The sequence below is a fragment of the Desulfocucumis palustris genome, assembly GCF_002933875.1.
Taxonomy (GTDB): Bacteria; Bacillota; Desulfotomaculia; order Desulfotomaculales; family Desulfocucumaceae; genus Desulfocucumis; species Desulfocucumis palustris.
In genome coordinates, this window is the sequence record NZ_BFAV01000060.1 from 1 (window position 1) to 25,664 (window position 25,664).

General features: G+C 52.2%; 26 protein-coding genes and 1 riboswitch. Of the genes, 17 read left to right on the plus strand and 9 right to left on the minus strand.

Features of this window, described 5'->3' with window-relative positions:
• From DCCM_RS04715 to DCCM_RS04745, 7 genes are all read left to right on the plus strand, one after another.
• On the plus strand, positions 1–541 hold a 541-nt coding region (locus tag DCCM_RS04715; RefSeq protein WP_305791394.1), incomplete at its 5' end, for a sporulation peptidase YabG.
• Between the two features lie 64 nt (positions 542–605).
• Complete coding sequence (locus tag DCCM_RS04720; RefSeq protein ID WP_104371303.1) at positions 606–1,610, plus strand: hypothetical protein; 1,005 nt, start codon at positions 606–608, stop codon at positions 1,608–1,610.
• A 78-nt stretch (positions 1,611–1,688) separates the two neighbouring features.
• Positions 1,689–2,081 carry a hypothetical protein gene (locus DCCM_RS04725; protein ID WP_104371304.1) on the plus strand — a complete coding sequence of 131 codons (393 nt, stop codon included), beginning with the start codon at positions 1,689–1,691 and terminating at the stop codon, positions 2,079–2,081.
• A 314-nt stretch (positions 2,082–2,395) separates the two neighbouring features.
• A riboswitch (cyclic di-AMP (ydaO/yuaA leader) is annotated at positions 2,396–2,537 on the plus strand.
• A gap of 5 nt (positions 2,538–2,542) precedes the next feature.
• Positions 2,543–4,321, plus strand: a complete 1,779-nt coding sequence (locus tag DCCM_RS19135; RefSeq protein WP_231702662.1) for a CAP domain-containing protein — start codon at positions 2,543–2,545, stop codon at positions 4,319–4,321.
• Between the two features lie 324 nt (positions 4,322–4,645).
• Positions 4,646–6,226: an SPOCS domain-containing protein gene (locus tag DCCM_RS04735; protein WP_104371305.1), complete on the plus strand. Its 1,581-nt coding sequence runs from the start codon at positions 4,646–4,648 to the stop codon at positions 6,224–6,226.
• 32 nt (positions 6,227–6,258) lie between these two features.
• Entirely contained in the window at positions 6,259–7,320 is a 1,062-nt protein-coding gene (locus tag DCCM_RS04740) for an SPOCS domain-containing protein (RefSeq protein WP_104371306.1), read from the plus strand.
• A gap of 111 nt (positions 7,321–7,431) precedes the next feature.
• Entirely contained in the window at positions 7,432–7,794 is a 363-nt protein-coding gene (locus DCCM_RS04745) for a hypothetical protein (RefSeq protein ID WP_104371307.1), read from the plus strand.
• 62 nt (positions 7,795–7,856) lie between these two features.
• On the opposite strand, the gene DCCM_RS04750 is transcribed toward DCCM_RS04745, so the two are convergent.
• Complete coding sequence (locus DCCM_RS04750; RefSeq protein WP_104371308.1) at positions 7,857–8,174, minus strand: hypothetical protein; 318 nt, start codon at positions 8,172–8,174, stop codon at positions 7,857–7,859.
• Positions 8,175–8,275: 101 nt separating this feature from the next.
• On the opposite strand from DCCM_RS04750, the gene DCCM_RS04755 reads away from it, so the two are divergent.
• Both DCCM_RS04755 and DCCM_RS04760 read left to right on the plus strand, forming a co-directional pair.
• The gene (locus DCCM_RS04755) at positions 8,276–8,962 is read left to right on the plus strand and encodes a hypothetical protein (RefSeq protein ID WP_104371309.1); all 687 of its coding nucleotides are present in this window, start codon (positions 8,276–8,278) and stop codon (positions 8,960–8,962) included.
• Between the two features lie 124 nt (positions 8,963–9,086).
• Positions 9,087–9,533, plus strand: coding sequence for a DMT family transporter (locus DCCM_RS04760; RefSeq protein WP_104371310.1), 447 nt, complete (start codon positions 9,087–9,089; stop codon positions 9,531–9,533).
• 66 nt (positions 9,534–9,599) lie between these two features.
• Here the strand turns inward: DCCM_RS04760 and DCCM_RS04765 are convergent, their stop codons facing one another.
• Positions 9,600–10,154, minus strand: coding sequence for a L,D-transpeptidase family protein (locus DCCM_RS04765; RefSeq protein ID WP_104371311.1), 555 nt, complete (start codon positions 10,152–10,154; stop codon positions 9,600–9,602).
• Between the two features lie 205 nt (positions 10,155–10,359).
• Positions 10,360–10,515 carry a DUF1540 domain-containing protein gene (locus DCCM_RS04770; protein ID WP_104371312.1) on the minus strand — a complete coding sequence of 52 codons (156 nt, stop codon included), beginning with the start codon at positions 10,513–10,515 and terminating at the stop codon, positions 10,360–10,362.
• Between the two features lie 139 nt (positions 10,516–10,654).
• Between DCCM_RS04770 and ispE the strand changes: the two genes are divergently transcribed.
• The 3 genes from ispE to DCCM_RS04785 all read left to right on the plus strand — a co-directional run bounded on the left by ispE (position 10,655) and on the right by DCCM_RS04785 (position 13,078).
• Positions 10,655–11,497, plus strand: a complete 843-nt coding sequence (ispE, locus tag DCCM_RS04775) for a 4-(cytidine 5'-diphospho)-2-C-methyl-D-erythritol kinase (RefSeq protein WP_104371313.1) — start codon at positions 10,655–10,657, stop codon at positions 11,495–11,497.
• 142 nt (positions 11,498–11,639) lie between these two features.
• Entirely contained in the window at positions 11,640–12,323 is a 684-nt protein-coding gene (locus tag DCCM_RS04780; protein ID WP_104371314.1) for a GntR family transcriptional regulator, read from the plus strand.
• Positions 12,323–13,078: a nucleotidyltransferase family protein gene (locus tag DCCM_RS04785; RefSeq protein WP_104371315.1), complete on the plus strand. Its 756-nt coding sequence runs from the start codon at positions 12,323–12,325 to the stop codon at positions 13,076–13,078. Before DCCM_RS04780 ends, DCCM_RS04785 begins: the two co-directional genes overlap by 1 nt.
• A 147-nt stretch (positions 13,079–13,225) precedes the next feature.
• Here DCCM_RS04785 and DCCM_RS18430 read toward each other — a convergent pair whose 3' ends face one another.
• The 6 genes from DCCM_RS18430 to DCCM_RS04810 form a co-directional block, all read right to left on the minus strand.
• A complete protein-coding gene (locus DCCM_RS18430) occupies positions 13,226–13,381 on the minus strand; it encodes a hypothetical protein (RefSeq protein ID WP_165792016.1) in 156 nt (51 codons plus the stop codon).
• A gap of 84 nt (positions 13,382–13,465) precedes the next feature.
• Positions 13,466–15,286, minus strand: a complete 1,821-nt coding sequence (locus tag DCCM_RS04790) for a multicopper oxidase domain-containing protein (RefSeq protein WP_165792017.1) — start codon at positions 15,284–15,286, stop codon at positions 13,466–13,468.
• Between the two features lie 43 nt (positions 15,287–15,329).
• Positions 15,330–16,538 (minus strand): multicopper oxidase domain-containing protein, encoded by a 1,209-nt coding sequence (locus tag DCCM_RS04795; RefSeq protein ID WP_104371317.1) that lies wholly within the window; start codon positions 16,536–16,538, stop codon positions 15,330–15,332.
• Between the two features lie 37 nt (positions 16,539–16,575).
• The gene (locus DCCM_RS04800) at positions 16,576–17,619 is read right to left on the minus strand and encodes a multicopper oxidase domain-containing protein (RefSeq protein ID WP_104371318.1); all 1,044 of its coding nucleotides are present in this window, start codon (positions 17,617–17,619) and stop codon (positions 16,576–16,578) included.
• A 206-nt stretch (positions 17,620–17,825) separates the two neighbouring features.
• Positions 17,826–18,638, minus strand: a complete 813-nt coding sequence (locus tag DCCM_RS04805; protein ID WP_104371319.1) for a CoA-transferase subunit beta — start codon at positions 18,636–18,638, stop codon at positions 17,826–17,828.
• The gene (locus DCCM_RS04810; protein ID WP_104371320.1) at positions 18,638–19,678 is read right to left on the minus strand and encodes a CoA transferase subunit A; all 1,041 of its coding nucleotides are present in this window, start codon (positions 19,676–19,678) and stop codon (positions 18,638–18,640) included. The genes DCCM_RS04805 and DCCM_RS04810 overlap by 1 nt, the downstream gene beginning before the upstream one ends.
• Before the next feature lie 157 nt (positions 19,679–19,835).
• Here DCCM_RS04810 and ilvA point away from each other — a divergent pair, with 157 nt between their 5' ends.
• From ilvA to DCCM_RS04835, 5 genes are all read left to right on the plus strand, one after another.
• Positions 19,836–21,050, plus strand: a complete 1,215-nt coding sequence (ilvA, locus tag DCCM_RS04815; RefSeq protein ID WP_104371321.1) for a threonine ammonia-lyase — start codon at positions 19,836–19,838, stop codon at positions 21,048–21,050.
• Positions 21,051–21,167: 117 nt separating this feature from the next.
• Positions 21,168–21,422: a septation regulator SpoVG gene (gene spoVG, locus DCCM_RS04820; RefSeq protein WP_045646428.1), complete on the plus strand. Its 255-nt coding sequence runs from the start codon at positions 21,168–21,170 to the stop codon at positions 21,420–21,422.
• A 275-nt stretch (positions 21,423–21,697) separates the two neighbouring features.
• A complete protein-coding gene (glmU, locus tag DCCM_RS04825) occupies positions 21,698–23,086 on the plus strand; it encodes a bifunctional UDP-N-acetylglucosamine diphosphorylase/glucosamine-1-phosphate N-acetyltransferase GlmU (RefSeq protein ID WP_104371322.1) in 1,389 nt (462 codons plus the stop codon).
• Between the two features lie 47 nt (positions 23,087–23,133).
• Positions 23,134–24,084, plus strand: coding sequence for a ribose-phosphate diphosphokinase (locus tag DCCM_RS04830; RefSeq protein WP_104371323.1), 951 nt, complete (start codon positions 23,134–23,136; stop codon positions 24,082–24,084).
• 204 nt (positions 24,085–24,288) lie between these two features.
• Positions 24,289–25,410: a methyl-accepting chemotaxis protein gene (locus DCCM_RS04835; protein WP_104371324.1), complete on the plus strand. Its 1,122-nt coding sequence runs from the start codon at positions 24,289–24,291 to the stop codon at positions 25,408–25,410.
• The last annotated feature ends 254 nt before the right edge of the window (positions 25,411–25,664 follow it).

Here is a 25,664-nt window from a genome sequence, read left to right on the forward strand (position 1 = left end):
GCATATCGACGGTGACAAGGAATATCTTGATTTATGCATGACCACATATAAACAGCTGAACATTCCCTGCCATGGTTATCACATTGATGAGGATAAGCAAGCCGACCAGTTAATGAAAATATTGGTGGAGCACAGGCCCGACATGTTGGTGCTCACCGGGCACGACGGGCTGGTCAAGGGGGCCAAGGATTACAAGGATATCAACAGTTACCACAATTCCAGGCACTTCATAAAGTCGGTTAAAGTAGCCCGCACCTTTGAAAAAAGCCTGGATGACCTTATTATTTTCGCAGGGGCCTGTCAATCCCATTACGAGGCCTTGCTGGGGGCCGGGGCCAATTTCGCCAGTTCACCCAAAAGAGTGCTTATCCACGCTTATGATCCCGTATTTGTCATGGAAAAAATCGCCTACACCTCAATATATGACCCAATAGCGTTAAAGGATGTGATATCCGGGACCATAACCGGCTTCGACGGTGTCGGCGGCCTGGAAACCAGGGGCAAATACCGGCTGGGAGTGCCCAAATCCCCTTATTGGTGATAACCGTAACCCTTTCCTGATGTCGGGCATATGATGGCTTGAAGGACATCAAGGAGGGGTTTTAATGGAAAAAATTTTTAGAACCCTGAAAAAAACCCGTAATACCTTACTTAACAAGAAAAATGTCATAGGTGTGGGTGTGGGTTATAAACAAGTTGGCATGGAACGCAGCAAAAAGCCGGCGTTGATAGTGTTCGTGGAAAAGAAGGAGGATGCGGAAGCCTTGCCCAAGGATCACCTGATTCCTGCCGATGTGGAGGGAGCGGTAACGGACGTTATTGAAATTGGTCCCGTCCGGCTGCTGGACATTCGCACGGAAAAGGCCAGGCCGGCAAAACCCGGTATGAGCATCGGGCACTATAAAATAACCGCGGGCACCTTTGGCGCGGTGGTGCGGGATTTAAAAACCGGCGAGAAACTGATCCTGAGCAACAACCACATACTTGCCAACGCCACAAACGGCAGTGATGGGCGGTCGCAAATCGGGGACGCCATATATCAGCCGGGGGTTTTTGACGGGGGAAAAGAGTCTGATCGCATAGCCACCCTCTACAAATTTATTCCTTTACAGCGGCAGTCCGGCGAATCCAAATGTCCGGTGGCCGCCGGCATTGCGGGCGTCGGCAACGCCCTGATCAGGCTGGTCCGGCCGAATTACCGGATGAAACTGGTCAAATTCTACAATACCCCAAACATAATTGACGCGGCCCTGGCCCGGCCGGTTGACCCGGGGCTGGTTGAAGACGATATTCTTGAAATAGGCCGGGTGGAGGGCTTAAAGACGGTTACCATCGAAGACAGGGTTAATAAAAGCGGCCGCAGCAGCGGTCTCAGTTCCGGGGAGGTTACGGCCCTTGGAGTAACGCTCCAGGTACAATTAAACGATGAAGAGTTCGGATTGTTTTCGGATCAGGTGGTCTGCGACATGAGATCCCAGGGGGGAGACAGCGGGTCCCTGGTGCTGGATGACAGCCGGCGGGCTGTGGGGCTGCTTTTTGCCGGTTCGGACAATTTTACGGTATTTAACCATATCAATAATGTATTATCAGCCCTGGAGGCAAAAATATAGCCCCGGGCAATTGTGTAAACATAATCCCGCTTTGGATGCCCGGCTTTTGGCCGCCACGGTTTTTCGGGGGAGGTAGCCATGGTTGATTGCGGGCCTGAATCCCGGGAGGTCGCCATGGCCTTGCTGGGAGAAGATATTCCGGCTATCGGCCCCAGACTGCAGAACAGGGTCGAGGCCATACAAACAGTCCGCCGGTTCATGAATACCATTGAAAGGATGGTCAAAGGGCCGGGGGCGCTGCCCTACAGGGTTTTATTCGTCCGGCAGGCTGACGGCCGGTATACGTTGGTGATCAAGGGAGCGGTAACGTCCCTGAAAATTGACAACATGGATGAACTGATGATTAAACGGTTTCAAAAATCCTTCAAAAAAAGACTTTTTATCTTAACCTGTTTCTTTGAGGACAATGACAAACTGGAATGCCTGGCCCTTACCGAGGGTTTGGGCGCGGTGCTTTACTCCACCAAGTAAAAATTATATATGCCCTTATAAAAAGGTGGGAAGAAGAGGCTGCGGGCGTTGCGCCTCCGTCTTCCCACTTAGTTTTTTTATTCTCCCAAAAGTTTAAGGCTGTATTAGCATAATATACCATGGCAAGGTTATTGGGAGTCATTTGGAGTTACAACTTTTATAATGTGGATGACATTGAAAAAAATGTAGATTAAGAAAGATTAATGTATTTGCCACTGGTATTTACCATTTGCTAATATTAGGCTTGTACATCCTTCCTTTGCAAGCAGGCATTGGATGCTCAGACACTGTTTGCATATAATGGCTGGGATGTGCTGAAAAAACAGCTGAATCCCAATAAAAAGTTGGGTACGGAGGAACCAAACATCAGGGGTGAATCCATAATTCTTTTATGGTAGGTTTTGTCTTTTTACCGAACCCGTCAGCTAACTCCGGAAGCGTAAAAAGAAAGGAGTATTGCCGTGAGCAGAAAGAGAACCTTTGTCACCTGTGTATTGACGGTGGTGCTGATGCTTTCCCTGGCTCTTGGGGCATCGGCTTCACCGGCGGCTACCGGAACCGCCGCTGATTGTGCGGCTAAATCGGGATACTGTAATTTGGGGGCGGACAAGCAGTTATCGCTGACATGCCCGGACGGCTTAAAAGGATTAGGCCGTCCTGCTAATACTATAGACCAGGAAAATGCCCAAAATGTTCCCATCGCTGTGAAAAATCTGGTTAACGCTAAAAAGTCTGGCACCTGCACCGTGGACATAAATAATGCCCTTTGCCTGACCGGGCAGGTGGAGCCCAACAAAATGCTGAAGAGCCGTTATCCGGTTCAGGGTGCGGAAACCGCGACCATGACCAGCCAGGAAAAGCAAATGCTTGACATGGTCAACCGGGAAAGGGCCAGGGCGGGGGAGCCGGCACTGCAGGCGAATTCATCGCTGTTGAAGATAGCCAGGCTTAAGGCCCAGGACATGGCGGATCTGGGATATTTCGACCACAATTCCCCCACCTACGGCAGCCCCTTCGACATGCTGAAAAAATTTGGAGTCAGCTACAGCTATGCCGGAGAGAACATCGCCAAGGCCGGTTCCGTCAGCACCGCCCACAACGCCCTGATGAATTCCTCGGGGCACCGGGCAAACATACTGAATGGAAATTATGACCGGGTGGGCATAGGGATTGTCTCCAAGGGAAGTTACCTGTACTTTGTGCAGCTTTTTACCGGCGGGCAGCGGGAAAGCGGCACCATTGGCGACAACGACAACGACAATGATAATGACAGCGATAATGACAATGACAACAATAACGATGGCGACCAGACTCCGGGAACCGGTAACGGCGGTTCTACAGGAAGCCAGCCGGACGATGAGGATTTCTCCCAGTCAGTCAACGAGCAGCTGATTATCCAGTTGATTAACCAGGAAAGAGCCGATGCGGGAGTGCCCCGGCTGTCCCAGGATTCCAGTTTGAACAAAATCGCAAGGCTGAAAGCCGAGGACATGGTGCAAAACAATTATTACGGCCATACCTCCCCCAACTACGGAAATATCGGCAGCATGCTGGAACAATTCGGTGTCAGCTGCAAATATGCCGGAGAGAACCTGGCGCTGTCCACCTCTCCCACCAGGGCCCACGCGGCTTTGATGAAGTCATCCGGAAACAAGGCCAACATTCTGGCCACCAAATACAACAAGGTTGGAGTAGGCATAGCGGTCAAAGGGTCGAATATTTATGTGGTGGAGGTTTTCACCGGTGACGGGAGGACATCCGGCGGCACCACACCGCAACCACAGCCCCAGCCGCAACCACAACCTCAGCCTCAGCCGGAGCCACAGCCCCAGCCCCAGCCGGACCCCAACACATCGAGTCTGACCGCCGATGAGCAGAAAATGTTAAATCTGGTCAACGCGGAGAGGGCGAAAAACGGTCTGGCGGCGCTGAAAGTAAATCTTAAGCTGACCGGCGTGGCAAGGTTAAAGGCCCAGGATATGATTGACAAGAATTATTTCAGCCATACCTCGCCCACCTACGGCAGCCCCTTTGACATGATGAAGCAGTTCGGCATCAGCTATTACACCGCCGGGGAGAACCTGGCCGGGGCGCCCAGTGTGGACACCGCCCATACAAATTTAATGAATTCCTCCGGCCACAGGGCGAATATATTGAACAGCAGCTTCAAGGAGGTAGGCATCGGTATAGTAAACGGCGGCCCCTATGGCAAGATGTTTGTGCAGATGTTTATAGGATAAATATTAAAACCCAGGTAAAAGAGGACCGGCAGGTCCTCTTTTTTTTAATTAAGGTTGAGTCGGGAGAACCGTTCCCATGATTCAGTCCCCATGACTCAATTGCTAATTTTATCCTTGGCTGGATACATTTTTTAATTCAATATGACGCATTTTTTAAAGTTACGGAAAATATATTGTTTTGTCTAGGATTTGTGTGGCTTTATGGGAATGCCTAAGAAAGAAGGGGATAATTATCTTTTTGGGCTGCCTGGATCACTTAATTGGACACATTTGGCGGACACCCTCATATATTAATATAGAATGCCTTGAAAGGAGGAAGATTGAATGGACACAACAACCGTAGCACCGGGCACAGAAAGGATCAGGGTCAACATGGTAATTAGTGAGAATACCTCCCAAACCGTAGTTCGCGGGAGAATTGCCGTGCCTGACCCTAAACCGGATGTGGAAAAGGTTTTATCCACCGACAAGACGGTCACAACAAAGAGAATTGAAGTGTTGCCGGACAAAGTTGTGGTAGAGGGAACAATTAATATACAGGTTGTGTATGTTGCATTTGAGCCGGATCAGTCGGTGCACCACTTTCACGACCAGATCAAGTTTACCACTTTTGTGGATGTCCCGGGAGCCATGCCTGGAATGGACGTGAAAGTGGACGTCACGGTGGAAGATGTCAGTATTACAAGAGCCAGGAGAGACCCCCGGGTATTTGACGTGTCTGCCGTGCTGGGGGTAATGGCCAAGGTCACGGAAATACAGGATTTGGATATTGTGACCAAATGTCCCTCCGGATGCACCTGCGATACCGAGACCATAGACGTGGATCACGTGGTAGGCAGCAATTCCAGGCAGGTGGTCATTTCCGACCAATTCGAAGTGCCCAATGAAAAACCTCCGGTGGAAAAAATACTGGATGTGGATGCCAGGGTTGAAGTCACGGACACAAGGGTTTTAAGGGACAAAGTGATTTTTGACGGCGAGGCCACGGTCCAGGTGCTGTATGTGGGAATGCTGCCGGAACAGCCGGTGCACCAATTGCACCACACCTTCAAGTTCAGTGACTTTGTGGAAGTGGCCGGGGCGCGCCAGGATATGGATGTCCGTTTCAATGTAGTCGTGGAAAACGTGGATGTGGACATGGCCGGCGGAAATGATCCGGACCGGCTGCAGGCCGACCTGGTGCTGAAGATTACCGCCAACGTGGTGGAGCCCCGCAGGGTGAACGCCATAACAGACATCAGAAACTGCAACGTTGATCCCGAGTATACCAAGCTTAGAATAGACTCCCTGGTGGGTGAGGGCACGGAACAGGTGGTGGTAAAAGACAGTTTCAGCACCCCGGAACCTAAACCGGATGTGCTAAAGGTCCTTGAGACCACCGTGGACGAAAGAAAGATCACCGAAAAGAAGATTGTCAGGGATAAAGTCATTATCAAGGGATATGTGGACGTACAAATAGTATATGTGGCCGCGCTTCCCGACCAGCCTGTGCATGCCACTCACAGGCGCGTCAACTTCAACGCCTTCGTGGAGGTTATGGGAGCCCGGGAGGGTATGGACGCGGATGTGGACGTGGACGTGGAATTCATTACCTCCGCTTACGAGAGCTGCCATATACACGTGGAAATGGTTCTTAAAATCACTGCCAGGGTCACCGAGTCCCTGCAGCGCAATGTGGTTACCACCACCGCGCCTGTGCCCACCACCGAGACGCCTGGAACCACGCCCTGCCCGCCGGGGGGAACTTTCGAATATGTTGTCAAGTCGGGGGATACCCTGTACAGCATCGGAAGAATGTACGGCGCGTCGCTGGCCGAGATGAAAGAGGTCAATAGTCAGTTAGACAATCCCAATGACATCAGGCCGGGAATGGTTGTAAATGTGCCCTGCGTGCCTAAAGGTTAATAAAAATTAAAGTATAAGGAGGCAAAAGAAGTATGCCAATAGAGTACAACATGCCCGTACCGGAAATGTTAAGGTGCATGAAGGTTAAACTCCCGCTGGTGCTGGCCGACGTGGAAGCCCAGGTGGAGGTGGACAGCACCAAGCACATGCCGGAGCTGTGCAAAAAAGTGGACCACATTGACGTTTGGGTCAAGGACCTGGAGGCCGACCCGGTATTCATCCATGAGGACGAGTCCAACTGGTCCATCAGCTTCAGCAAAAAGTGGCCCAATCACTGCTGCGAAAAGCCGGGCCGGGCCTTTGTCAAAAAGGTCATCGTTCACGGCACATTGCATAAGCAGATCTATTACGTAAACCAGAATGACCAGGTCATGCACGTGGCTGAGGATGTCCCCTTTACCAAAATGATCGAGCTTGACGAGCCGGAACCTGTAATCGATGTCGACGATGTAGTGGCCATGTTTCACAAATCCAAGGTGGATATAACCTGGGATCTGGTAAGACCCACCAGGCTGCAGCAGATCGGTGTGATAATCGTCAGGGTCAAGGTGGTGGAGGAGCGCCAGATATTCATCGCTGTCTGCCCGCCCGCCGAAGAATGCCCCAGGGTGAACCTGCTCCGGGACCCCAGCTTCGAGCAATGGATCGGCGACATACCCGTGGCCTGGGGCGCCGTCAACGTAGCCAGGGTTAGCGACAATCCGCACAGCGGCAGCTACGCGGTGCGGCTGGGGTCGAACACCGGCGCCCAGGCGGCTGTATTCCAGATAGTCAGAAAGGTTAGGCCAAGACACTCCTACCGGCTGTGCTTCTGGGCCAGGAGGGGGACGCTGCTGGGTGTCACGCCCAATTGCGATTTCATTGTAACCGCCAGCGTGGTATATTATGATGCCGAGGGAAATGTGCTGGTCAATTTACAGCATGAGTGGGATGACACCACCATAGGCACCGCCTATACCCAGCTTTGTTTCGATGCCGGCCCGCCGCCCGAGGAAGTCTCCTATGCCCAGGTGTTTATAGCCTTCAGGCCGGAAGCCAACAATAACTCTTGTTTTGTGGTGATTGACGACGCCTCCCTTACGTGCCTCAGATAACCAACCTGTTAAAATAAAAAGGCTGTTTCACGTGGAACAGCTTTTTTTTTGCCTTCAAGTCAAAAAAAAGGGCGGCGGGCATATATTTATCCTTATAAAGGAGGTATTAGCGTGGCGGATAATGATTTAGCCGGCACCAGCCTGGAAAAAACTCTCTTCCAGCTGCTGCAGAACGATTCCGTAAAAAACATGGATACCGGGAACCTGCTGGTGCTTATAAGCCTGGTAAATTTGATGGGGCTGGTGGATATAATCAACCGCCGTACCGGAGGAGAGCAGATGACGGCGGCGGAAGGGGAACACAGGGGTAATGTTCCGGATAACCAAGCAAAGGAGGAAGGAGGCGGGGGAGCGGCACTTAATCCCGCGGCCTTAATGGGTATGTTGAATCAAATGATGAAGCCCCGCCCCCGGGCATCTTCCGGGGTGCCCGGGGAGGAGCGGGATAATCAACAGCCGGAAGATGATAAATAGTTCGTAGGGGCGGCAATGGGAGGTATTAGCCCCGGCGCCGCTCCGGCCAGTCATGTTTAAAATTAGTCCGTGTCCGCTTTGTCGTTATCGTTTTCCTTAAACTTGTCTTTTTCCTCTTCCGGCGCCGCCGGTTTATTCACAGTTGTTTTTGCGGGCTCCGGGCCGGCAGGTTTGAAGTGGGGCGCCGATGACTGGTTTATTTTGGAGAATCCGGCGTGAAAGGTTTCCATTCCGGAACGCAGGGACTGTACCGCCGCCTGGGTGGTTTGAATGAAATTCATCAGATCCTCCAGCTTTTTTTCAACGTCATCACCGTTGCCGGTGATCGCAAGAAGCATGGGAATAAACAAGGGATGAAAGCCTCCTCTGTAATCGGCCAATACAATTACCTCCTTGCAGCTTATTAATTTATTTTATGGTTTCAGGGTTAATGTTGTTACTATTTACCGGCCGGCTTTACCCGGCCGGAGGGGGGATAATCATGTCAGGAGAAAGCCGGAAAGGTTACCTGGAAAACATTCTTGATAAAATACTGGACTATCATTCCCGGCAGGCCGGGGAACCCCACGATGCAATGTTACTGCTGGGGCTTGTTGATTTATTCGGCATAGTCAGTGTTATGAACAAACAGGCTGAATACTCCCCCGGGGCTGCGCCGATGGCCCGCCAGGGAGGGATGGATCCCATGCTTTCTTCCCTGCTGGCGACACTGCTGGCCCAGAGGATGCAAGGGGCGCCTGAAAATGATCCCGGAAACCCGGCGGGCGGGGGTATAAATCCCGCTTTGCTGATGAGCCTTATGGGGAATCAGGCCCAGAGGCCGGAGCAGGCGATGCTGCTAAACCTGTTAATGGGCATGATGAACAACCCCCGTCCCGGGAATAACCATCCCTATCCCGCCGCCGGTCCCGATAAGGCGGTCCGGCCCAATACCCCGGAAAGGGGGAAGCCGGCCGTGGCCTGGGAAGCCGGACCCGCCGGGAGCGATAATAGAAAAATTAAATCCCCCCGCCCGCTGGACCAGGCCAGCAAATCCAAACCGCCGCCGGACATTGAAATGAAAACCGATGAAGATGAGGCCGGGGAAATTGTAGCCATTACGCCGGGTACCGGGGAATTCCCGCCCAAAAACGGCGGTGTTATAATCTGGGATAAACGTTTGGGATGAAAATGCATAAATGGCGGGGGTGTTGCAGAATATATAGAGGCCGGGTTTAAAAACCCGGCCAAATTTATGAAAAGGGACTAAAAAAGCAATATCTCCAATCTGTTCCTGCAAAAAGGTGATGCAATTGAGTGTTAAACTGCTGGCCCTGCTTATAGCGGCCTTTGCCGGAGTCACCATGGCGGTGCAGGGCACCATGAACTCTGCCCTAAGCAAAACCCTGGGGCTGCTGGAGACAACCTTTGTGGTAAATCTTGTCGGACTTATACTGCTGGTGCTGCTGCTTTTTGTTTTCAGGATGGGCGACGGGAGCCTGGCGGCATTCGGCCAGGCTCCCTGGTACCTTTATCTGGGCGGCATACTTGGTGTAATTATCACTTACGGGGTTATTAAAAGCATTCCCAAGGTGGGGGTGGCCCCGGCCACCACGGCTATTATTCTGGGCCAGGTTCTCACAGCCGGGCTGATTGACCATCTGGGGCTTTTTGGTATGAACAAGCTGCCTTTCAACTGGTGCCGGGTGGCGGGCACGCTTCTGATGGCCGGCGGCGCCTGGCTTATATTGAGAAAATAGCTGCCGCCGCCGGTCCTCCCTTTTAAAGGGTTTCCCGCCGTTTCCGGCCTGTTTCACTTAACCGTGTTACGGTATTCTAATAATTTGACCTGCTTGCAAAATATCCGGGTTAACCAGATGATTGGTTTGTATCAAAACGTCCAGGGGGACTCCGAAACGCAGGGAGATTTTCCATAGAGTGTCCCCGGCCTGGACAGTGTAGGTTTTACCGTCTTCGCCGGGGGGCCTTTGCTGGACCTGAAGGTCTAAGGGGCTGCTGGATATGACAACAGGGGTGCCCACCGCCACCATGGGAAAAATTTTCTCAACGTCCTGGTTGTGCATCCGGATACATCCATTTGAGGCGTAAGTTCCGATGGATGAGGGTATGGTTGTTCCGTGAATACCGTAAGTGCCGTTGGGAATGCTCAGGCCCATCCAGCGGGTACCCAGTATGCCCCCGGGGTTAACTATTTTGCTGACCACAGCGTAATTACCCGGCGGCGTTGGTGTTGACGGCTTTCCCACCGCCACCGGGAAAGTCCAGGGGCTCTCCGTACCCTGGAAGAAAAGCAGCCGGCGGCTGCCGGTGCTGATTTCAATGTGGGTTCCAACGTTTCCGCCGCGCATTTCACCCAGCATTTTTATCACTCCTTGCCATTTAATTCTTACCCTTGCAGGGTTATCCAAAAACATGCGTATTAACTTTTGGGGAGAAGGAATGTCCCCGGTTTATATACTATGAATGCGGCTCCCCCCGGGTTCGGAAAATAAAAATGCAAATAAATGAAAAAACCATTGCAGGCGCCCGGCCTGCAATGGTTTATAATAACAGGGTATATTATCTTTACTGCTTGGGTATAAAGGTATCACACATGGTATGGGCGGATTTCTTTACCTTTTTTGTTCCGCTGGAAAGAACCTCGATACCTTCGGCGTTACATTCAAAATTCTTGTTGTAGTGGCATTCTTCAATACCGCACCTGCTTACGCTGGATGGCATGCAATCACCTCCTTTATAATGTCAGGAGACACCTAATGTCCCCAACGTATTATTTTTATATTAACCCCGCCGCGGGCAGTTCATCCTGCAGGATTATTGCTTTATAAAGCAAATATTAACAACCAGAAAAGGAAATGTTATGAAATTAAAAGCCCATGCCAAAATAAACCTCACCCTGGGAATAAAAGGGCTTCGGCCTGACGGCTACCACGAAGTGGAAATGGTGATGCAATCCGTGGAACTGCACGATTGCCTGGAGTTTAGCCCGATCCCGGAAGGGATAGAGATTATCACGGACTCGCCGGATATTCCCCCGGGGAGTGACAACCTGGTCCACCGGGCGGCGGCGCTGTTAATGGAATACACCGGCCACCCCGGGGGTATCAGGATAGCATTGAAAAAGAATATACCGGTGGCCGCGGGTCTGGCCGGAGGTTCCACGGACGCCGCAGCCGCGTTAAAGGGCCTGAATGAAATCTGGGAACTGAAGCTTACCAAAGCAGAGCTTTTCAGGCTGGGAGAGAAGCTGGGCGCCGATGTGCCCTTTTGCCTCCTGGGGGGAACCGCCCTGGCCCGGGGAAAGGGGGAGGAGCTGATTCCCCTGCCCTCTCCCAAAGCCCTGGGGGTGCTTTTGGTGAAGCCCACCTTTGGTGTGTCCACAGCCGAGGCATACCGCAAATACGATGAACTTCCGCCCGGGCCGCAGCCTGACACCGATGGAATGCTGGGGGCTTTACGGACGGGGGATTGGGATGGCCTTTGCGCCGGTCTCCGCAACGTTTTGGAAAGGGCAACAGCGGCCATGCATCCGGAAGTGCCGGAGATAAAAAAACTCCTGCTGGAGTCCGGGGCCGGCGGGGCCTTGATGAGCGGCAGCGGCCCAACGGTTTTCGGGCTCTTCGCCGATTTCCCCGGCGCCCGGGAGGCCGCCTCCGGGCTTGAACTCCCCGGCTGCGGCATTTTAGTCACCCGCACTATTTGAATACAGACATTTATATGGTTACTTGCAGTAATTTTCCTCTGAGGTTAAAATGGTAATATTCATTAAGTTCAAAAATAGCAGCGGGGCTATTTTTGACAAATGGTAATTTTTGTGCTTTATTAATTAAAGGAGGTATGCGGCCATGGAGGAGCCAAGGCTGATTCCGATAAGGCTGGATAATTACAAACCCCTGCGCGAAATGGTATTTGAATCCCTGCGGGAGGCCATTATACAGGGGCGGCTTAAACCTGGCGAGCGCCTTATGGAAATCCAGCTTGCCGACGAGATGGGCGTGAGCCGGACACCCATACGGGAGGCCATCAGAAAATTGGAGCTGGAAGGCTTTGTGGTTATGGTCCCCCGCAAGGGAGCTTACGTGGCCGGTATTTCCGTTAAGGATATTGTTGATGTTTTCGAGGTCCGGGCGGCCCTGGAAGCGCTGGCGGCAGGCCTGGCGGCGGAAAGAATAACCCCTGACGAACTGGAGGAACTGGAACGCTCCCTGGTGGTAATCTCCGAGGTAAGTTCAAAGGAAGATATCGACGCCATCGTGGCGACGGATACCAGCTTCCATGAGCTTATTTACAGGGCCTCCAGGAACGAGAGGCTGTTTCAGATAGTAATCCATTTGAAAGAGCAGATACAGCGCTTCCGTACCACCTCCCTGTCCCAGCCAGGGCGCTCCAAGGACGCCCTGGAGGAGCACAGGAAGATGGTGGAGGCCATCAGTGACCGCAATGCCGAACTGGCCCAGTCTCTGGCCAGGGAGCATATTGAAAATGCCGAGCAAAGCATGTTAAACGCTTTGCGGGAGGATAAGCAATAATGGTGGATGCCATTGTTCTGGCAGGCAGCCCCAATACCGGACCGTTAAAGGAGTGCAGCCCGGCCCGGTATGAGGCGCTCATTTCCATTGGGGGCAAAACCATGGTGGAATACGTGGTTGAAGCCCTTAATTCTTCCAAAAAAATAAATAATATTGTGGTGGTGGGTCCCCGGGACGAACTGGCGGAGATAATGCCCGGGTATGTTACCGTGGTTCCCGCGGGCAACAGTCTTTTGGAAAACCTGATGGAGGGTCTGCGGCATTTGTCCGGGACTGAAAAGGTTTTAATGGCAACCTGCGATATTCCCATGATTACCCCCCAGGCCATAGAGAATTTTTTAGACCTTTGTTCCGGTAAGCAGGCGGATATTTATTATCCGGTGATATCAAAAAAAGACGTGGAGAGAATCTATCCCTGCACCAGCCGCACCTATGTAAGTTTAAAGGAAGGGCGGTTTACCGGCGGCAATTTATTCCTCTTCAAACCTGAAGTGGTGGAGGGTTGTATGAAAAAGGGACAGCAATTGGTGGCCGCCCGTAAAAGTCCTGTAAAAATGTGCAAACTTTTGGGAACGGTGTTTTTAATCAAGTTTCTTCTCCGGCAGGTGTCCCTGCGGGAAGCGGAAAGCCGTGTATCCACCGTGCTGGGGGTCAGCGGGGCGGTGGTGATTAGCAGCTATCCCGAGGTGGGAGTTGATGTGGATAAGCCCAGTGATTTGCAATTGGCCACGGAGAAGCTGAGCATGGCGGTTTAAGGAAAGGGGACACACCTTCTTACATAATCCTAACTCATTGGTGTTTAACACTTTCTCAGGCTGTCTAAAAATCCATAAGTTAAACAATATCATGAAGGAATGTCCCCAACGCATGTCCCCAGCCCGTGAAAGACTTAAGCCCGGAAATTATACTCCGGGCTTCTCCTGTTTCTTGATTCTAGTTATTTCCTGGCGGGAAAGTTCCAGCCAGCGGAATATGGACATTTCCGTACATTTTCCCTGGCTTTTTTTAAAAGGCCTGTCGGCAGGCCGTCCCGCCAGTTTAACCGCGTGTGGGCTCAATTTTATGTACCTCCTTAAATTTAAAGCACAAACATAAGTATTCTGGCGGAGGTACAGCTAATCCTTCTGGTAATTGATACCCTTTTATGGTGTGTTCACCAGTAGCTCATAGGAATAGTCCGAAAATCCCTCACTTTTGCTGTGAGTCCTGACCCGGTAATAATAGGTGCCGTTTTTCTGTACGTCTTTATCGGTGTACCAGGTCTGGCTATTTGCCACCACGTCTATTTCTATGTAAGGACCGGCTCCTGTTTTCCTTTCTATGTGGAATTTATTTTCATCGGAGGAATCATGGTCCCACACCAAAAAGACAGATTTGTCGGTTACATAGACAGACCTCAGCTGGTCGGGGGCTGACAGCGGCGCGGCTTTCGGAACAGTGACGCATTCGTTGGAGTGGCAGGCCGCTCCGGCTGGGAAGACGGCCTTTACCCGGTAGGTGTAGATTGTATTATTAACCACCGATAGATCCCTGTAAAAGGTGGTATTTGGCCCCACTTCCGCTATGGTCTGGAAGTCTTCACTATTATCCGCCCTTCTTTCAATGGCGTAGCCGGAGCCCCGGGCATTGCTGCCGGACCAGGCCAGGTCCGCCCGTTTGCCGTACATTGTGGTACAGGTCAGCTTTTCAGGCCCTTGCTCAATATTATTGGTGTCAATCCGGCAAATATTGGAATGTTTTGAGGCGCCGGCGGAATTATAGGCGCAAATCCTGTACGAATAGGATATTCCGGGCAGAACAGTGCTGTCGGTGTATTCTTGCCGCCCGGGATTGTCCAGTATGGCCAGCAATTCAATATTGTCCTCCCCGGTTATTTTCCGCTCAATGACAAAGCCTTCTTCTCCGGTGGATGAATTTTTCCAGGATAGCTTTACTCCTTTCCGGTTAATCAGCGCGCAGGAAAGGTCCAAAGGCGCCGCCGGCACCCCCGCGGACTCAAAGAGTGTTGCCGTAAGCCTGGTGGCCATTCCTCCCGGGAACCGGTTGCCCTTGCCGGGATGATTAAAGTCACGGTGGTGGAGGAAATATTGACCTTGTCCGTTGACAGTAAAAATAAGGTCGTAGCTTTCCCCCGGGGCAACGGTAATGGTGTTTTTGAGGTAGGTGGCGTTTAGGGAGTTTTCATCCGCCTTAAGGGGCCAGCCGTCCACGGCAACCACCCGGGCCGTTATTCCCAGCAGCCGGAAGGTGTGGTTTTGCAACCCCGCATTAATGATTCTTAATAATACCCTCTGACCGGGTATTATTCCCAGGCCCGAGCCAACGGGCTGACTGGACAGTAAACCATAATTGTCAGGCAGCAGGGTGTGGGGGTAGGAGCGGCCGTTGATAACCAGGTGATCCGGGTTATAATCCGGCATGTTAAACCGGCTGCCCGTGTCGGCGGCCATATTCAACCGGCTGTCCAGCTCTCCCAGAATCAATACCTTCTCCACGTCAAACCCCGTGCCTGTGTTTCCGCAATAAGCGGTATGATAGTCCGGGCTTAGCAAATCGTCATAACCCCGGGGATATATCACCAGGGCTCCGTAGAGTCCCATGGACACCTGTTCTTCCGGACTGGTGCCGCTTTCGTACAAAAATACACCCGGACGGGCGGCCGTGAAGCTGTAGCTGGTGCAATCCCCCGGCGCGGCAGGGGTGTTGTAGGAAACAAAAACACCGTTTTCCTTCACGGGCCGGGGAATAAACTGCTGGCCGGGAAAGAGCAGGGAAATATTTTTTTTCAAATGATTATATAAATTAATTGTGACAAGGTCCCCGGCCCTGGCCTTGATTAAGGGACCGGGAATTTGAGGTTTACCGTTGGCTGAAGACGCAAAACCCCAAAAGGGAAGTGCAGCCCCGCCGGGAAATTTGATTCTTCCTTTTTTGGCCCATAGATTTTGAATAACCGCTCCCATGGCCGCAACTCCTTTCATTTTCAGTGCGTATAAGGCATAGCAGTCAAGGTGTGTGTGACTCCGTGGGGAGCATGCCGTGGTGAGGTTCCAGGGTTCCGGCGGGATATACCGCGATCATGGCCGGCATGCCCCCGGGGAAGGCGCCCTGGCCGGTTATTCCGGGTACCCCGTGGGAGTTAAGCATAAAATGATATTCCCCTATTTGGTTGCAAGACTCTATTTCCCCGGGAAGTTCCCCCTTTACGCCCAGGTAAGGGCTGCCGCTCCACATGGTCAGGCCGGTTGGCGCCAGGGCCATTTTTCTTATTTGGGGCAGCCTGGTGGGGATGGGGTTGGTATCAGGTTCGTAGCCCGGTCCCGTCCAGGTATAAATCAGGTCGCAGGTCTGTCCCGGGCCTGTAAGAATGGTGAATCTTTTGAAGGAAAGATCCGTGGTTCCTGAAATGCCGCAGTTTTGTAACAGCTTTCCATCCAGTCCCACAACCCTGGCATGGTTGCCGTGCGGATGCAGGGGATGGCTTTCAAATCCCGCCCCGGCGCAACGTAGCAAAACCTTTTCTCCCGGCTCCATCATAATCATGGAGCCGTATGGCCGGGCCGGGAGGTGGCCGTCGCCGTCGCCGGACACGGTGCCGTTCCAGCATTTGCCGTTGATGGTCCGGTACCGGGGATTAAACTCCCCTGTGTCATAGGGCAGCCCGTGTTCCACGGACTGGTGGAGCCCGGGGTCTATTTCACCCAGCACCAGCAGGTACTCCCGGTCAAACTCAGTACCGGTGTTCCGGCCATAAGCCGTTTGTTTTTCTGGGTGCAGGCCCAGGTAGTCCGGGGGCCTGACAATCATCGCCCCGTGGAGGCCCATTTGCACCTGCCTGTGCGGATAAGTTCCGCTTTCGTAAAGAAAGGTGCCGGGACCGGTCAGGGTTACCTGGTAGGTTATGGTTTCGCCGGGCAGGGCGTGGTTGATAAATGAAACCAGTTTGTCGCCTTGATATTGGGGCTGTGCCGGCTGTCCGTTTACCCTCACTTCCCCCTGCCCGGGGAAAACCAGTGATACCGGCTCGGCCAGTTTATTGGTCAAATTGACGGTAACAACGGTGGGTATGAGGTATGGTTGCTGTTTTACAATAATAGCGGGCCCCGGGAGTTGGGCGGCACCCCCCTCTTTATCCGTGAACCCCCATATATAAACGTTTTTTCCATCCGGAGTGCCGACATAGCCGTCCGTTGCCCAGAGATTTACGGTAGGCATAAAGTTTTCTCTCCTTTGGCCTAAGCCTTGACGATAATTACAGGCTGGGCGCCGCCTGGGGCGGGAGGGTTCCCGGGGCGTAAACCCGGACTTCCGATATCATGCCTCCCATTTCACCGCCCGCCAGGGTATTTTTATTATAATTGCGGTTGAACAGGGGCAGGGTGGCGGGGTACAGGTCCGGCGCCTCCGGGGCCGTGAATATGGCGTCCATTGACTGGCCGGGAGCTATATATATAATGTTTTTGAAGTAAGACAGATCTTCTCCGTTCAGACCTTGCAGGCGCACGGCATCAACGGCCACAACCCTGAAGTCGACTCCCGGTATTGAAATGGCATGCTGCTGAAAACCAAGGTTTACAAAGCGCAAAAGCACCCGTTCCCCGACATTGGCGCCCACTGCCGCCGGCCAGGGCTGCCCGGGGAATCGGTCCGTGGTGTTTACCGTGTCCGGGTAGGAGCGGCCGTTGATGAGCCAGTGGGTGGGTTTGTAATTTGTCCAGTCAGGTTCCTGGGCCTTGGCCACCAGATTGTGAATTGTGCCGTCAAGCTCGCTTAGAAAAATAAAATACTCCCGGTCAAACTCCGTTCCGGTGCCATGGCCGTAAGCGGTTTTATACTCGATGTCGGTGGGGTCGAAGTCCCGGGGCCGGACAATCAGCGGGCCGGCCATACCCATCTGGATGTGTTCCGCCGGTTTGTGATGGCAGTGGTACAGGTATGTTCCGGGGTCCAGGGGTTTGTAATAATATACCAGGTCCCTGGTCACGGGTACCGCCATGGAGGCCTCGGGGACGCCGTCGTAGACGGGGATCTGGTTGGGGAAACCGTGGAGGTGAATGGTGTGGGGCTCTTTCAGGCCCTTCCTGTCGGGCGTTCCCAGGTTGGTGAGGGTAAGGTACACCTCGTCTTCCACCTTTAAAACTATCGGCGGGGCCATTAATTGGGCCTTGCCCCTGAAACCGGACAGCTTGTTTTCCGGCACCCCGGTTAAATCAACAAACCCCCAAATATAATGACTACCGCCGTCTGGTGTGCCAACCCAGCCGTCGGTGGCTCCAAGGCGCAGTTTTACTTTCATGTTGTTTCACCTTCGGCCTTTAAGGACATTCCTAATACTTTCCCGTCCTTTTTCATGGTAGTAAGCCACCTCTATATTAAAATTTACAATATTTTATTTTCCGGGATTTTCTTTTGTTACCATTACGCTATATAATTAAAACAAAAATAAAAAGCCATATCATGGTAAGATAGGCTTTAAAAGTAAATATTAACATATAAAACCAATTACTTGATCCTCTTTTTGATAAAATAGCCCTCCGGATCTATCTCATCCCGCACAAGTCTTATCTCTTCGTTTGTGGGAGGTTCGTACTGGTAAACATTTTCATCTATCAGCAGTTCGAAACCGGTGTTATCCCGGACACTTTCCACCGTTTCCCCGGGCATGGTGGCCAGAAGCTTCATGCGCCGGGTTGCCTGGTCAAACCCCAGAATGGCCCTGGTGGTGATTACCCTGTACGGTCCTTTGCCCGCCAACCCCGCTTTTTTCCGGGCGTCCGGGGAGCCGTCCAAAAATCCCGGGCTTGTTACGTAGCTTAGCTTTTCCTTAAAGCGCCTTTTTTCATGGACCATTATAATAATGGTCCGCTGGCAGGAAGAGGCCATGTCGCTGGCACCGCCGCTGCCGGGCAGACGGACTTTGGGCTTTTGATAATCAGCCGGAAAGTCACCGATCATAGTGGAGTTGAGATTGCCGTACATGTCTATTTCCGCGCCGCCGATGAAACCATAGTCGCAAAAACCCCGCTGGGCCAGCTCAAAGGCGGAGTTAAGGCCCTGCAGGTACATGGCTTTGCTGGTGGTGCGGGAATCTCCCACGGAGAGCGGCAGGCCCCGGGTTAACCTGGGCCCCACGGCCCCCGCCTCGAATACGGGTATAATTCCCGGGGCATGGGTAAGCTGGGCCAGGGTAATGGCCACCATGGGCAGGCCGGTGCCCGCGAAGATAACCTTGTTGTCCTGCAGCGTGCGGGCGCCGGCAACAACAATCATTTCCTGGGGGGAGAAATCGTCTGAATAGTAATCAATAAAACTCATTAGTCATCCCTCCCGTTGTCAGCCCTTTGCAGTTCCGGGGGAGCGTCCTGGATTAGCATGAAATCCCTGAGCTCGATTTTCTGTATATGCTTCAACTGACTATATGGTATTCTGTCGATAAATTCCTCGGTATCCACAACCTGCAATATATACCGGTCATAGTACTCTTTAAGCGGGGCGCTGTCGCCCTTCCGGAAGGCCTCCCCGGCGGCGCGGAATTCCCGGATGTGTTTGTCGTCGAAATAGTAATGGCTGTGGCAGTTGCCCGGATAGGCGCCGAAGGGCACTTCCACCACCGCGTCCACGGCAAAAAACGGTATATTTATCCTGTTCGGCTCCCGGACCATCTCTTCATGCTCCACAATTCTTTCACAGGTTACAATGGTGTGACCCGAGGCCATGGCTATTTCCGGGCAGGTAAAGAGGGGCCCCTGGAGTCTGCAGTTGCCGTAGATGTCCGCCTCCTGCACGTGAATAAGGGCCACTTGGGGGTGGGAGGCGGGAACCAGCGCCACCGGGGTGCCGGTGAACGGACACTGCATAACCTGGGAGCGGTTGGCCCTCATCACGTCGCTGCCCAGAGGGCTGCGGCAGGGAATGAAGGGTATTCCCATGGCCCCGGCCTTGAAGCGGGCGGACATGTTAAAATTGCTCCAGTCTTCCAGCTCAATCAGGCCATTTTCCGTGAGATGCCGGAAAAGGGGGGAAATGCCGAAGGATTCATGGGCCCAGTAGGCAAATTCCAGGCGTTTGATAGAGCAGCGGCTATCGTCCAGCAGCATGGCCCCCGCCAGGTATTCCGGGCCAAGGCCCGCTGATTGAAAGGAAAGGGTCAGCTCTTTAAAGCCCTGACGGATAATTTGGTGAATTAAGGCCACCGGCTGGCGGCTGTTGACGAACCCCGCAATGCCCACGTTATAGCCGTCCCTGACAAACTTCCTCACGGCTGAGGCAAGGTCCGTACGCTTGTCCCTTTTGGACTTGTCCTTTTCTGCCAGCATTTCCCTGGCCTGGTCCGGCGACAATCCTGTCCAGTACATATATTCCTCCATTAACAAGAAAATGTATGTATATTATAAAAGAAGATTGCCAAAAGTCACAATGTTATATAATGGGACAATTTTAACAACTTTTTGATATTTTTATGTATAATATTCTCATAAATGGTAATTATCCTAATGTTTTGGAGGTATAAAAATGCCTGATGACTTATTGACCATGGATATGGTAAACAGTGCCCGTCAAAAGCTTCGGGGCATTATACACACCACCCCCCTGGACTATTCGGCGCTGTTTAGCCGCCTGTCCGGTGCCAATATATATTTGAAGCTTGAAAACTTGCAGAAAACCGGATCATTTAAAATTCGCGGAGCGTATAATAAAATTGCCGGGCTTTCCGCCGGGGAAAGGAGGCTGGGGGTTATAGCGGCTTCCGCCGGCAATCATGCCCAGGGAGTAGCCCACGCAGCCTTCCGGGCCGGCATAAAATCCGTTATTGTCATGCCCGAAGGGGCGCCGCTTTCCAAAATAGCCGCCACCCAGGGTTACGGCGCGGAGGTCGTGCTTTACGGGCAGGGATATGATGACGCCTATGGCAGGGCGCTGGAGATACAAAGGGAAACAGGCGCGGTTTTTATTCACGGTTTTGACGACCCTGAAATTATGGCCGGCCAGGGGACAATAGCCCTGGAAATAATTGAGCAGCTGGACGGGCTGGAGGCTGTGCTGGTTCCCGCGGGGGGAGGCGGACTGCTGGCCGGTGTGGCCTACACGGTTAAACAGCTGAAGCCCGGGGTCAGGGTAATAGGGGTCCAGGCCCGGGGAGCGCCGGCTATTTATTTGTACAAAAAGGGGTGCGGCGGGGAGGAGCCGCCCGCCGCCACCATTGCCGACGGTATCAGTGTGAGGATACCCGGCGCCATGAACCTGGAGGTAATCAAAAAATATGTGGACGATATGGTGCTGGTGGACGACGATGAAATAGCCATGGCCATTCTAATGCTGCTGGAGCGCTCCAAGGTGATGGCCGAAGGGGCGGGTGCGGCGGGACTGGCGGCGGCCATAAAAGGACTGCCTGAAATAAAGGGATTGAACGTGGCGGTAATTATCAGCGGGGGTAATATAGACGTTAACGTGCTGTCCAATATTATTGAGCGGGGCCTGGTGGAATCCGGGCGCCGGCTGAAAATTAAAACCATACTGCCGGACCGCCCCGGCAATTTAATAAAGATATTAACCCTGCTGGCGGAGCTAAAGGCCAACATAATTTATATCAACCACCACCGCACCCGCCCCCGGGTGCCGCTAAAACAGGCCGAAGTGGAACTGGAGATGGAGACGGAAAACAAGGAGCACCTGGATTATATTGTCAAATCCCTGAATAAAGCGGGATATATCTTTGAAATTTTGTGATTTTAAAATATTTTTTTTAATTTTTTGGTATAGTGAAGGAATTTTAACGGCAATGGAGAAATTAACCAGTAATACCAAAAGCGGAGAATATATTGGGAAGGTGGTGAGGGGATTAGTATGGTAGTTACCGATGTTCGGGTGCGTAAGGTACTGGCGGAAGGGAAAATGAAAGCAATTGTTTCGGTAACCCTTGATGACATGTTCGTCATACACGACGTAAAGGTTGTGGAGGGCCAGAACGGACTATTTGTGGCCATGCCCAGCAGAAAAACACCAGATGGCGAATTTAGGGATATAGCGCACCCCATCACTTCCTCTGCCCGGGAAATTATCCAAAACGCCGTGTTACAAGCATACGAAGCAGCCATATAACAAGGACTTTACTTTTTAAGAGAGCTGAAAAAGCTCTCTTTTTGCTTACATGCTAAAATTGACCCGGCACAGAGGAAAACATCAATTTTTGTTGAATAACTATTTTTGTTGAATAAGTAATGATTGAATGAAAAATGCCGGGAAAAAATAAAATAAGATTAGATTAAAATCCTTCTATGTTTACGAAAACCAGAAGGAAGGTTTCCTGAATCGATTAAAAGAGCCGGAAGTTATCCGGTTTTTTTAGGGATAAATGTGAACAGGGGGACTTGTTAATGGGTCTGGCGGCGGTGGTGCTTGCCGCGGGCAAGGGTACCAGGATGAAATCGGATTTACCCAAGGTGTTGCATAAAGTTTGTGGAACCCCTATTGTAAATCATGTACTGAGTGCGGTGGAGGAATCCGGAGCGGGAAAAATCGTGGTTGTGGCCGGTTATGGCGGGGAGCAGGTTGTTAAGCAAATTGAAGGCCGGGCCCAGGTGGTATACCAGCTTCAGCAGCTGGGCACTGCCCATGCCCTGTTACAGGCCGGAGACCTGTTTAAGGACTTTGAGGGGCATATACTGGTTATCTGCGGGGATACTCCTTTAATCACGGCAAAAACCCTGAGAGAAATGGTAATCGGACATATCAACAGTGGAGCGGCGGCCACGGTACTGACCGCGGTACCGGCAAATCCGGGCAGTTACGGAAGGATAATCCGGGACCACGGCGGCGGTTTAATTAAAATAGTGGAACAAAAGGACGCCACCCCGGAGCAACTGGCTGTGAGGGAAATAAACACCGGTATGTACTGCTTTAAAAGTGAGGGGTTGTTTGAAGCCCTTTCCCGCCTGACTCCGGACAATGCCCAGGGGGAATATTATTTAACCGACATTATCGAGGCATACGTTTCTTCCGGGCGTAAGGTGGAAGCACTGGCCTGCGCCGGTGAAGAGGAGATACTGGGCATTAATGATCGCTGCCAGCTGGCGGAGGCGGAAAGGATTTTTCGCAGGCGTATTCTGGAGCAATTGATGCTGTCGGGGGTTACCATTGTTGATCCCGCTTCCACCTATGTGGACAGCGGGGTGGAAATAGGTCTGGACACAATAATTTATCCCAACACCATACTGGAGAGCGGCTGTCACGTGGGGGAGAGGTGCATACTGGGGCCCGGCGCCCACCTGACAGGAGCAAGGCTGGGAAATGATGTCACGGTGCGCTACTCGGTGCTGGAGCGCAGTGAAGTTTCCGACGGCTGCAGTATTGGTCCCTTTTCTTATATCAGGCCCGACTGCCGGCTGGGTAAAAACGTCAAGGTGGGGGATTTCGTGGAACTGAAAAAAACCACCATTGACGAAGGCAGCAAGGTGCCCCATCTAAGCTACGTCGGTGACGCCGCCCTGGGTAAAAAAGTGAACATAGGGGCCGGCACCATCACCTGCAATTATGACGGTGTCAGCAAGTGGCCCACGGTAATTGGGGACAACGCTTTTATCGGCAGCAACACAAACCTGGTGGCCCCGGTTAATGTAGGCGACGGGGCCGTCACCGGAGCCGGCTCCACCATAACCAAGGACGTTCCTCCGGGGGCGCTGGGAGTGGCCAGGGGCCGCCAGCAGAACATAGCCAACTGGAAGAAGCGCAAAAAAGCGGCGGCCGGCCCCGGTGAGGTCAAGTAAGAAGGCTACTGATTTAGCTTTATATTTGTTTCTGGAGGTAACATAGCATGTCATCAAGAAAAAGGCTAAAAATATTCAGCGGCAACGCCAATCCACAACTGGCGGAGGAGATAGCGAACTATCTGGGGGTTTCCGTAGGGGCCGCCAAGGTGACCCGCTTCTCGGACGGCGAGATACAGGTAAAGATCAATGAAAGCGTCCGGGGCGCGGATGTGTTTATCATTCAGCCCACCAGCCAGCCCGTGAACGAACAGCTGATGGAGTTGCTGGTAATGGTGGATGCGGTAAGAAGGGCTTCAGCCAGGAGGATTACCGCCGTGCTGCCCTATTACGGCTATGCCAGGCAGGACCGTAAAACCAGGGCCAGGGATCCCATTACCGCAAAGCTGGTGGCCAATTTGCTGACAGCCAGCGGCGCCCGCCGGGTTATAACCATGGACCTGCATGCCGGGCAGATACAGGGATTTTTTGACATACCGGTGGATCACCTCCCCGGTGTGCCTATTCTGGCCCAGTACTTCCTCCAGAACAAATTGGAAAATGTGGTGGTGGTGTCCCCGGACCTTGGAGGAGTGACCAGGGCCAGGGATCTTGCGGAACGCATCGGAGCCCCCATTGCCATTATCGACAAGCGCCGCCCCGAGCCCAATGTGGCCGAGGTGATGAACATTATCGGGGCCATCCAGGATAAAACCGTAATTATGATCGATGATATCATTGATACCGCCGGCACCATCACCCAGGGAGCGGCGGCGCTAAAAAAATGGGGCGCCGGGGACATTTATATCTGCTGTACCCACGCGGTGCTGAGTGGTCCGGCCATCAGCAGGCTCCGGGAATCTCCCATCAAAGAGGTTCTGGTAACCAACACCATTGCGGTGCCGCCTGAAAAAATCATACAGAAAATGAAAGTGTTATCCGTGGCCCCCCTGCTTGGAGAGGCGATAATCAGGATTCACGAAGACTTAAGCGTGAGCAAATTGTTTGACGATAAATAAAGGACCCGTAGGACCTGAAATAATGCTCGGGTCCTACGGAAATTTTTACAGCCGGAGGACAAATTTAACTTTTTTTTGATATAATACCGGTATAGGATTTTTAAAATCAGAATTTTGAAATAATAAGACCCTGGTAATGGGTCCGTTGTAAGGGTGCCTGTGGAAGGCATTTTTTTTAAAAGATTGAATGAGGGGGCATTCATTTTGGAAGTTAAAAAATTGACATTGTGGCGGTATTGTTTGCGCACTGTCATACTTGCCTTTCCCACAGGGGCGCTGTCAGGCTGCCTTTCAGTCTACCTGTCGCAGAACGGAGGCATCCTGCCGGGAGCTTTGGTGGGCGGCGTCTGCGGAGTACTGATGGGCGTCGGCATAAGCACCAGAAATTACAGGCAACTGCTGGCGCCCATGAAACGGTCCATGGAAAAGGTGGAACAGGTGGCCAGGCAGAGCGGCACCCTGGATAATACCAGGCTTCGCACCGTGACGGACCTGGAAAACGCATTTCTGGCCATTTTATCGGACCTCAACGGCCACCTGGAAGACGGCGCCGGAAAATTGACCGAAACGGTGCATAAACTGCAGGAATTGGGCGGCCAAATGTCCATTGGGGCGGGTAAAACAGCCAGCGCGGCCTCTCAGGTGTATGCCAGCGCGGATACCATTAACAGCCAGGTGGAGGAAATAACTAAAAATACCGATAAGGTTTCCGGCATGCTGTCGGAGGAGTGCGTCAAACTACAGGCCACCAGCAGGCAGGTGTTGGAAATAGCCGAAAAGAACAGGGCGCTGGTGGAAATAATGGACGGGCTCACCAGGCAGGCCCAGGGCGTTGGGATGACAGTGGAGCTGATTACCAACATAGCCGGCCAGACCAACCTGCTTTCATTAAATGCGGCCATAGAGGCCGCCAAGGCGGGGGATTCCGGGCGCGGCTTCGCCGTTGTGGCCGGGGAGGTCAGCAAACTTGCCGAACAGTCCACCCGGGCGGCCAGGGAAATAGGTGAAATTATAGGAGGCATTGCCTCCAGCACAAATCAGGCCTATGAAATAATCATCAGGGGAAGTGAAAACGTTCAAAGCGAGGCCGAGGAGATTAACCAGCTGAGGCGGAGAATGGACGAAAACCTGGAATATATAAACAAATACCTGCAGCAGGTCAAAGAGATTCCCCGCATGATATCTGAAATCGCGGCGGCGGTACAGCATATTTCCGCAGTGGCGGAGGAAACCAGCGCCACCACCGGCGAAGTGAATAAAATGGTGGGAGACGTGGAGGAACTGGTAAAAAAACTGGACCTACTGGCCGGCAAATTCAAAATCTAAACATTTGCGACAGGGGACGGTTCTCGGCTGTCGCATTTTAGCCTGGAACGATATGTCTTTCCTTTCCCGCTTATAAAAAACGCGAATGGAATTGCATCATATATCATTATCTACTCATAAACAACCATTTTCTTTTGCTCATTTAATGACAAAAATATAAATCAATCGTATAGTTAAAAGCATCGCATTTCTCTTTTACCCTGATCATTTTGCGGTTACGCGTCTTTCTATCAATTTTTTTTGCACATCCCTGC

Bases quoted from the DNA above. Each gene is read 5' to 3' on its own strand.
- DCCM_RS04720 (WP_104371303.1), top strand. From the start codon at position 606: ATGGAAAAAATTTTTAGAACCCTGAAAAAAACCCGTAATACCTTACTT.
- DCCM_RS04725 (WP_104371304.1), top strand. From the start codon at position 1,689: ATGGTTGATTGCGGGCCTGAATCCCGGGAGGTCGCCATGGCCTTGCTG.
- DCCM_RS04735 (WP_104371305.1), top strand. From the start codon at position 4,646: ATGGACACAACAACCGTAGCACCGGGCACAGAAAGGATCAGGGTCAAC.
- DCCM_RS04740 (WP_104371306.1), top strand. From the start codon at position 6,259: ATGCCAATAGAGTACAACATGCCCGTACCGGAAATGTTAAGGTGCATG.
- DCCM_RS04755 (WP_104371309.1), top strand. From the start codon at position 8,276: ATGTCAGGAGAAAGCCGGAAAGGTTACCTGGAAAACATTCTTGATAAA.
- DCCM_RS04765 (WP_104371311.1), bottom strand. From the start codon at position 10,154: ATGCTGGGTGAAATGCGCGGCGGAAACGTTGGAACCCACATTGAAATC.
- DCCM_RS04770 (WP_104371312.1), bottom strand. From the start codon at position 10,515: ATGCCATCCAGCGTAAGCAGGTGCGGTATTGAAGAATGCCACTACAAC.
- ispE (WP_104371313.1), top strand. From the start codon at position 10,655: ATGAAATTAAAAGCCCATGCCAAAATAAACCTCACCCTGGGAATAAAA.
- DCCM_RS04780 (WP_104371314.1), top strand. From the start codon at position 11,640: ATGGAGGAGCCAAGGCTGATTCCGATAAGGCTGGATAATTACAAACCC.
- DCCM_RS04785 (WP_104371315.1), top strand. From the start codon at position 12,323: ATGGTGGATGCCATTGTTCTGGCAGGCAGCCCCAATACCGGACCGTTA.
- DCCM_RS04790 (WP_165792017.1), bottom strand. From the start codon at position 15,286: ATGGGAGCGGTTATTCAAAATCTATGGGCCAAAAAAGGAAGAATCAAA.
- DCCM_RS04795 (WP_104371317.1), bottom strand. From the start codon at position 16,538: ATGCCTACCGTAAATCTCTGGGCAACGGACGGCTATGTCGGCACTCCG.
- DCCM_RS04800 (WP_104371318.1), bottom strand. From the start codon at position 17,619: ATGAAAGTAAAACTGCGCCTTGGAGCCACCGACGGCTGGGTTGGCACA.
- DCCM_RS04805 (WP_104371319.1), bottom strand. From the start codon at position 18,638: ATGAGTTTTATTGATTACTATTCAGACGATTTCTCCCCCCAGGAAATG.
- DCCM_RS04810 (WP_104371320.1), bottom strand. From the start codon at position 19,678: ATGTACTGGACAGGATTGTCGCCGGACCAGGCCAGGGAAATGCTGGCA.
- ilvA (WP_104371321.1), top strand. From the start codon at position 19,836: ATGCCTGATGACTTATTGACCATGGATATGGTAAACAGTGCCCGTCAA.
- spoVG (WP_045646428.1), top strand. From the start codon at position 21,168: ATGGTAGTTACCGATGTTCGGGTGCGTAAGGTACTGGCGGAAGGGAAA.
- glmU (WP_104371322.1), top strand. From the start codon at position 21,698: ATGGGTCTGGCGGCGGTGGTGCTTGCCGCGGGCAAGGGTACCAGGATG.
- DCCM_RS04830 (WP_104371323.1), top strand. From the start codon at position 23,134: ATGTCATCAAGAAAAAGGCTAAAAATATTCAGCGGCAACGCCAATCCA.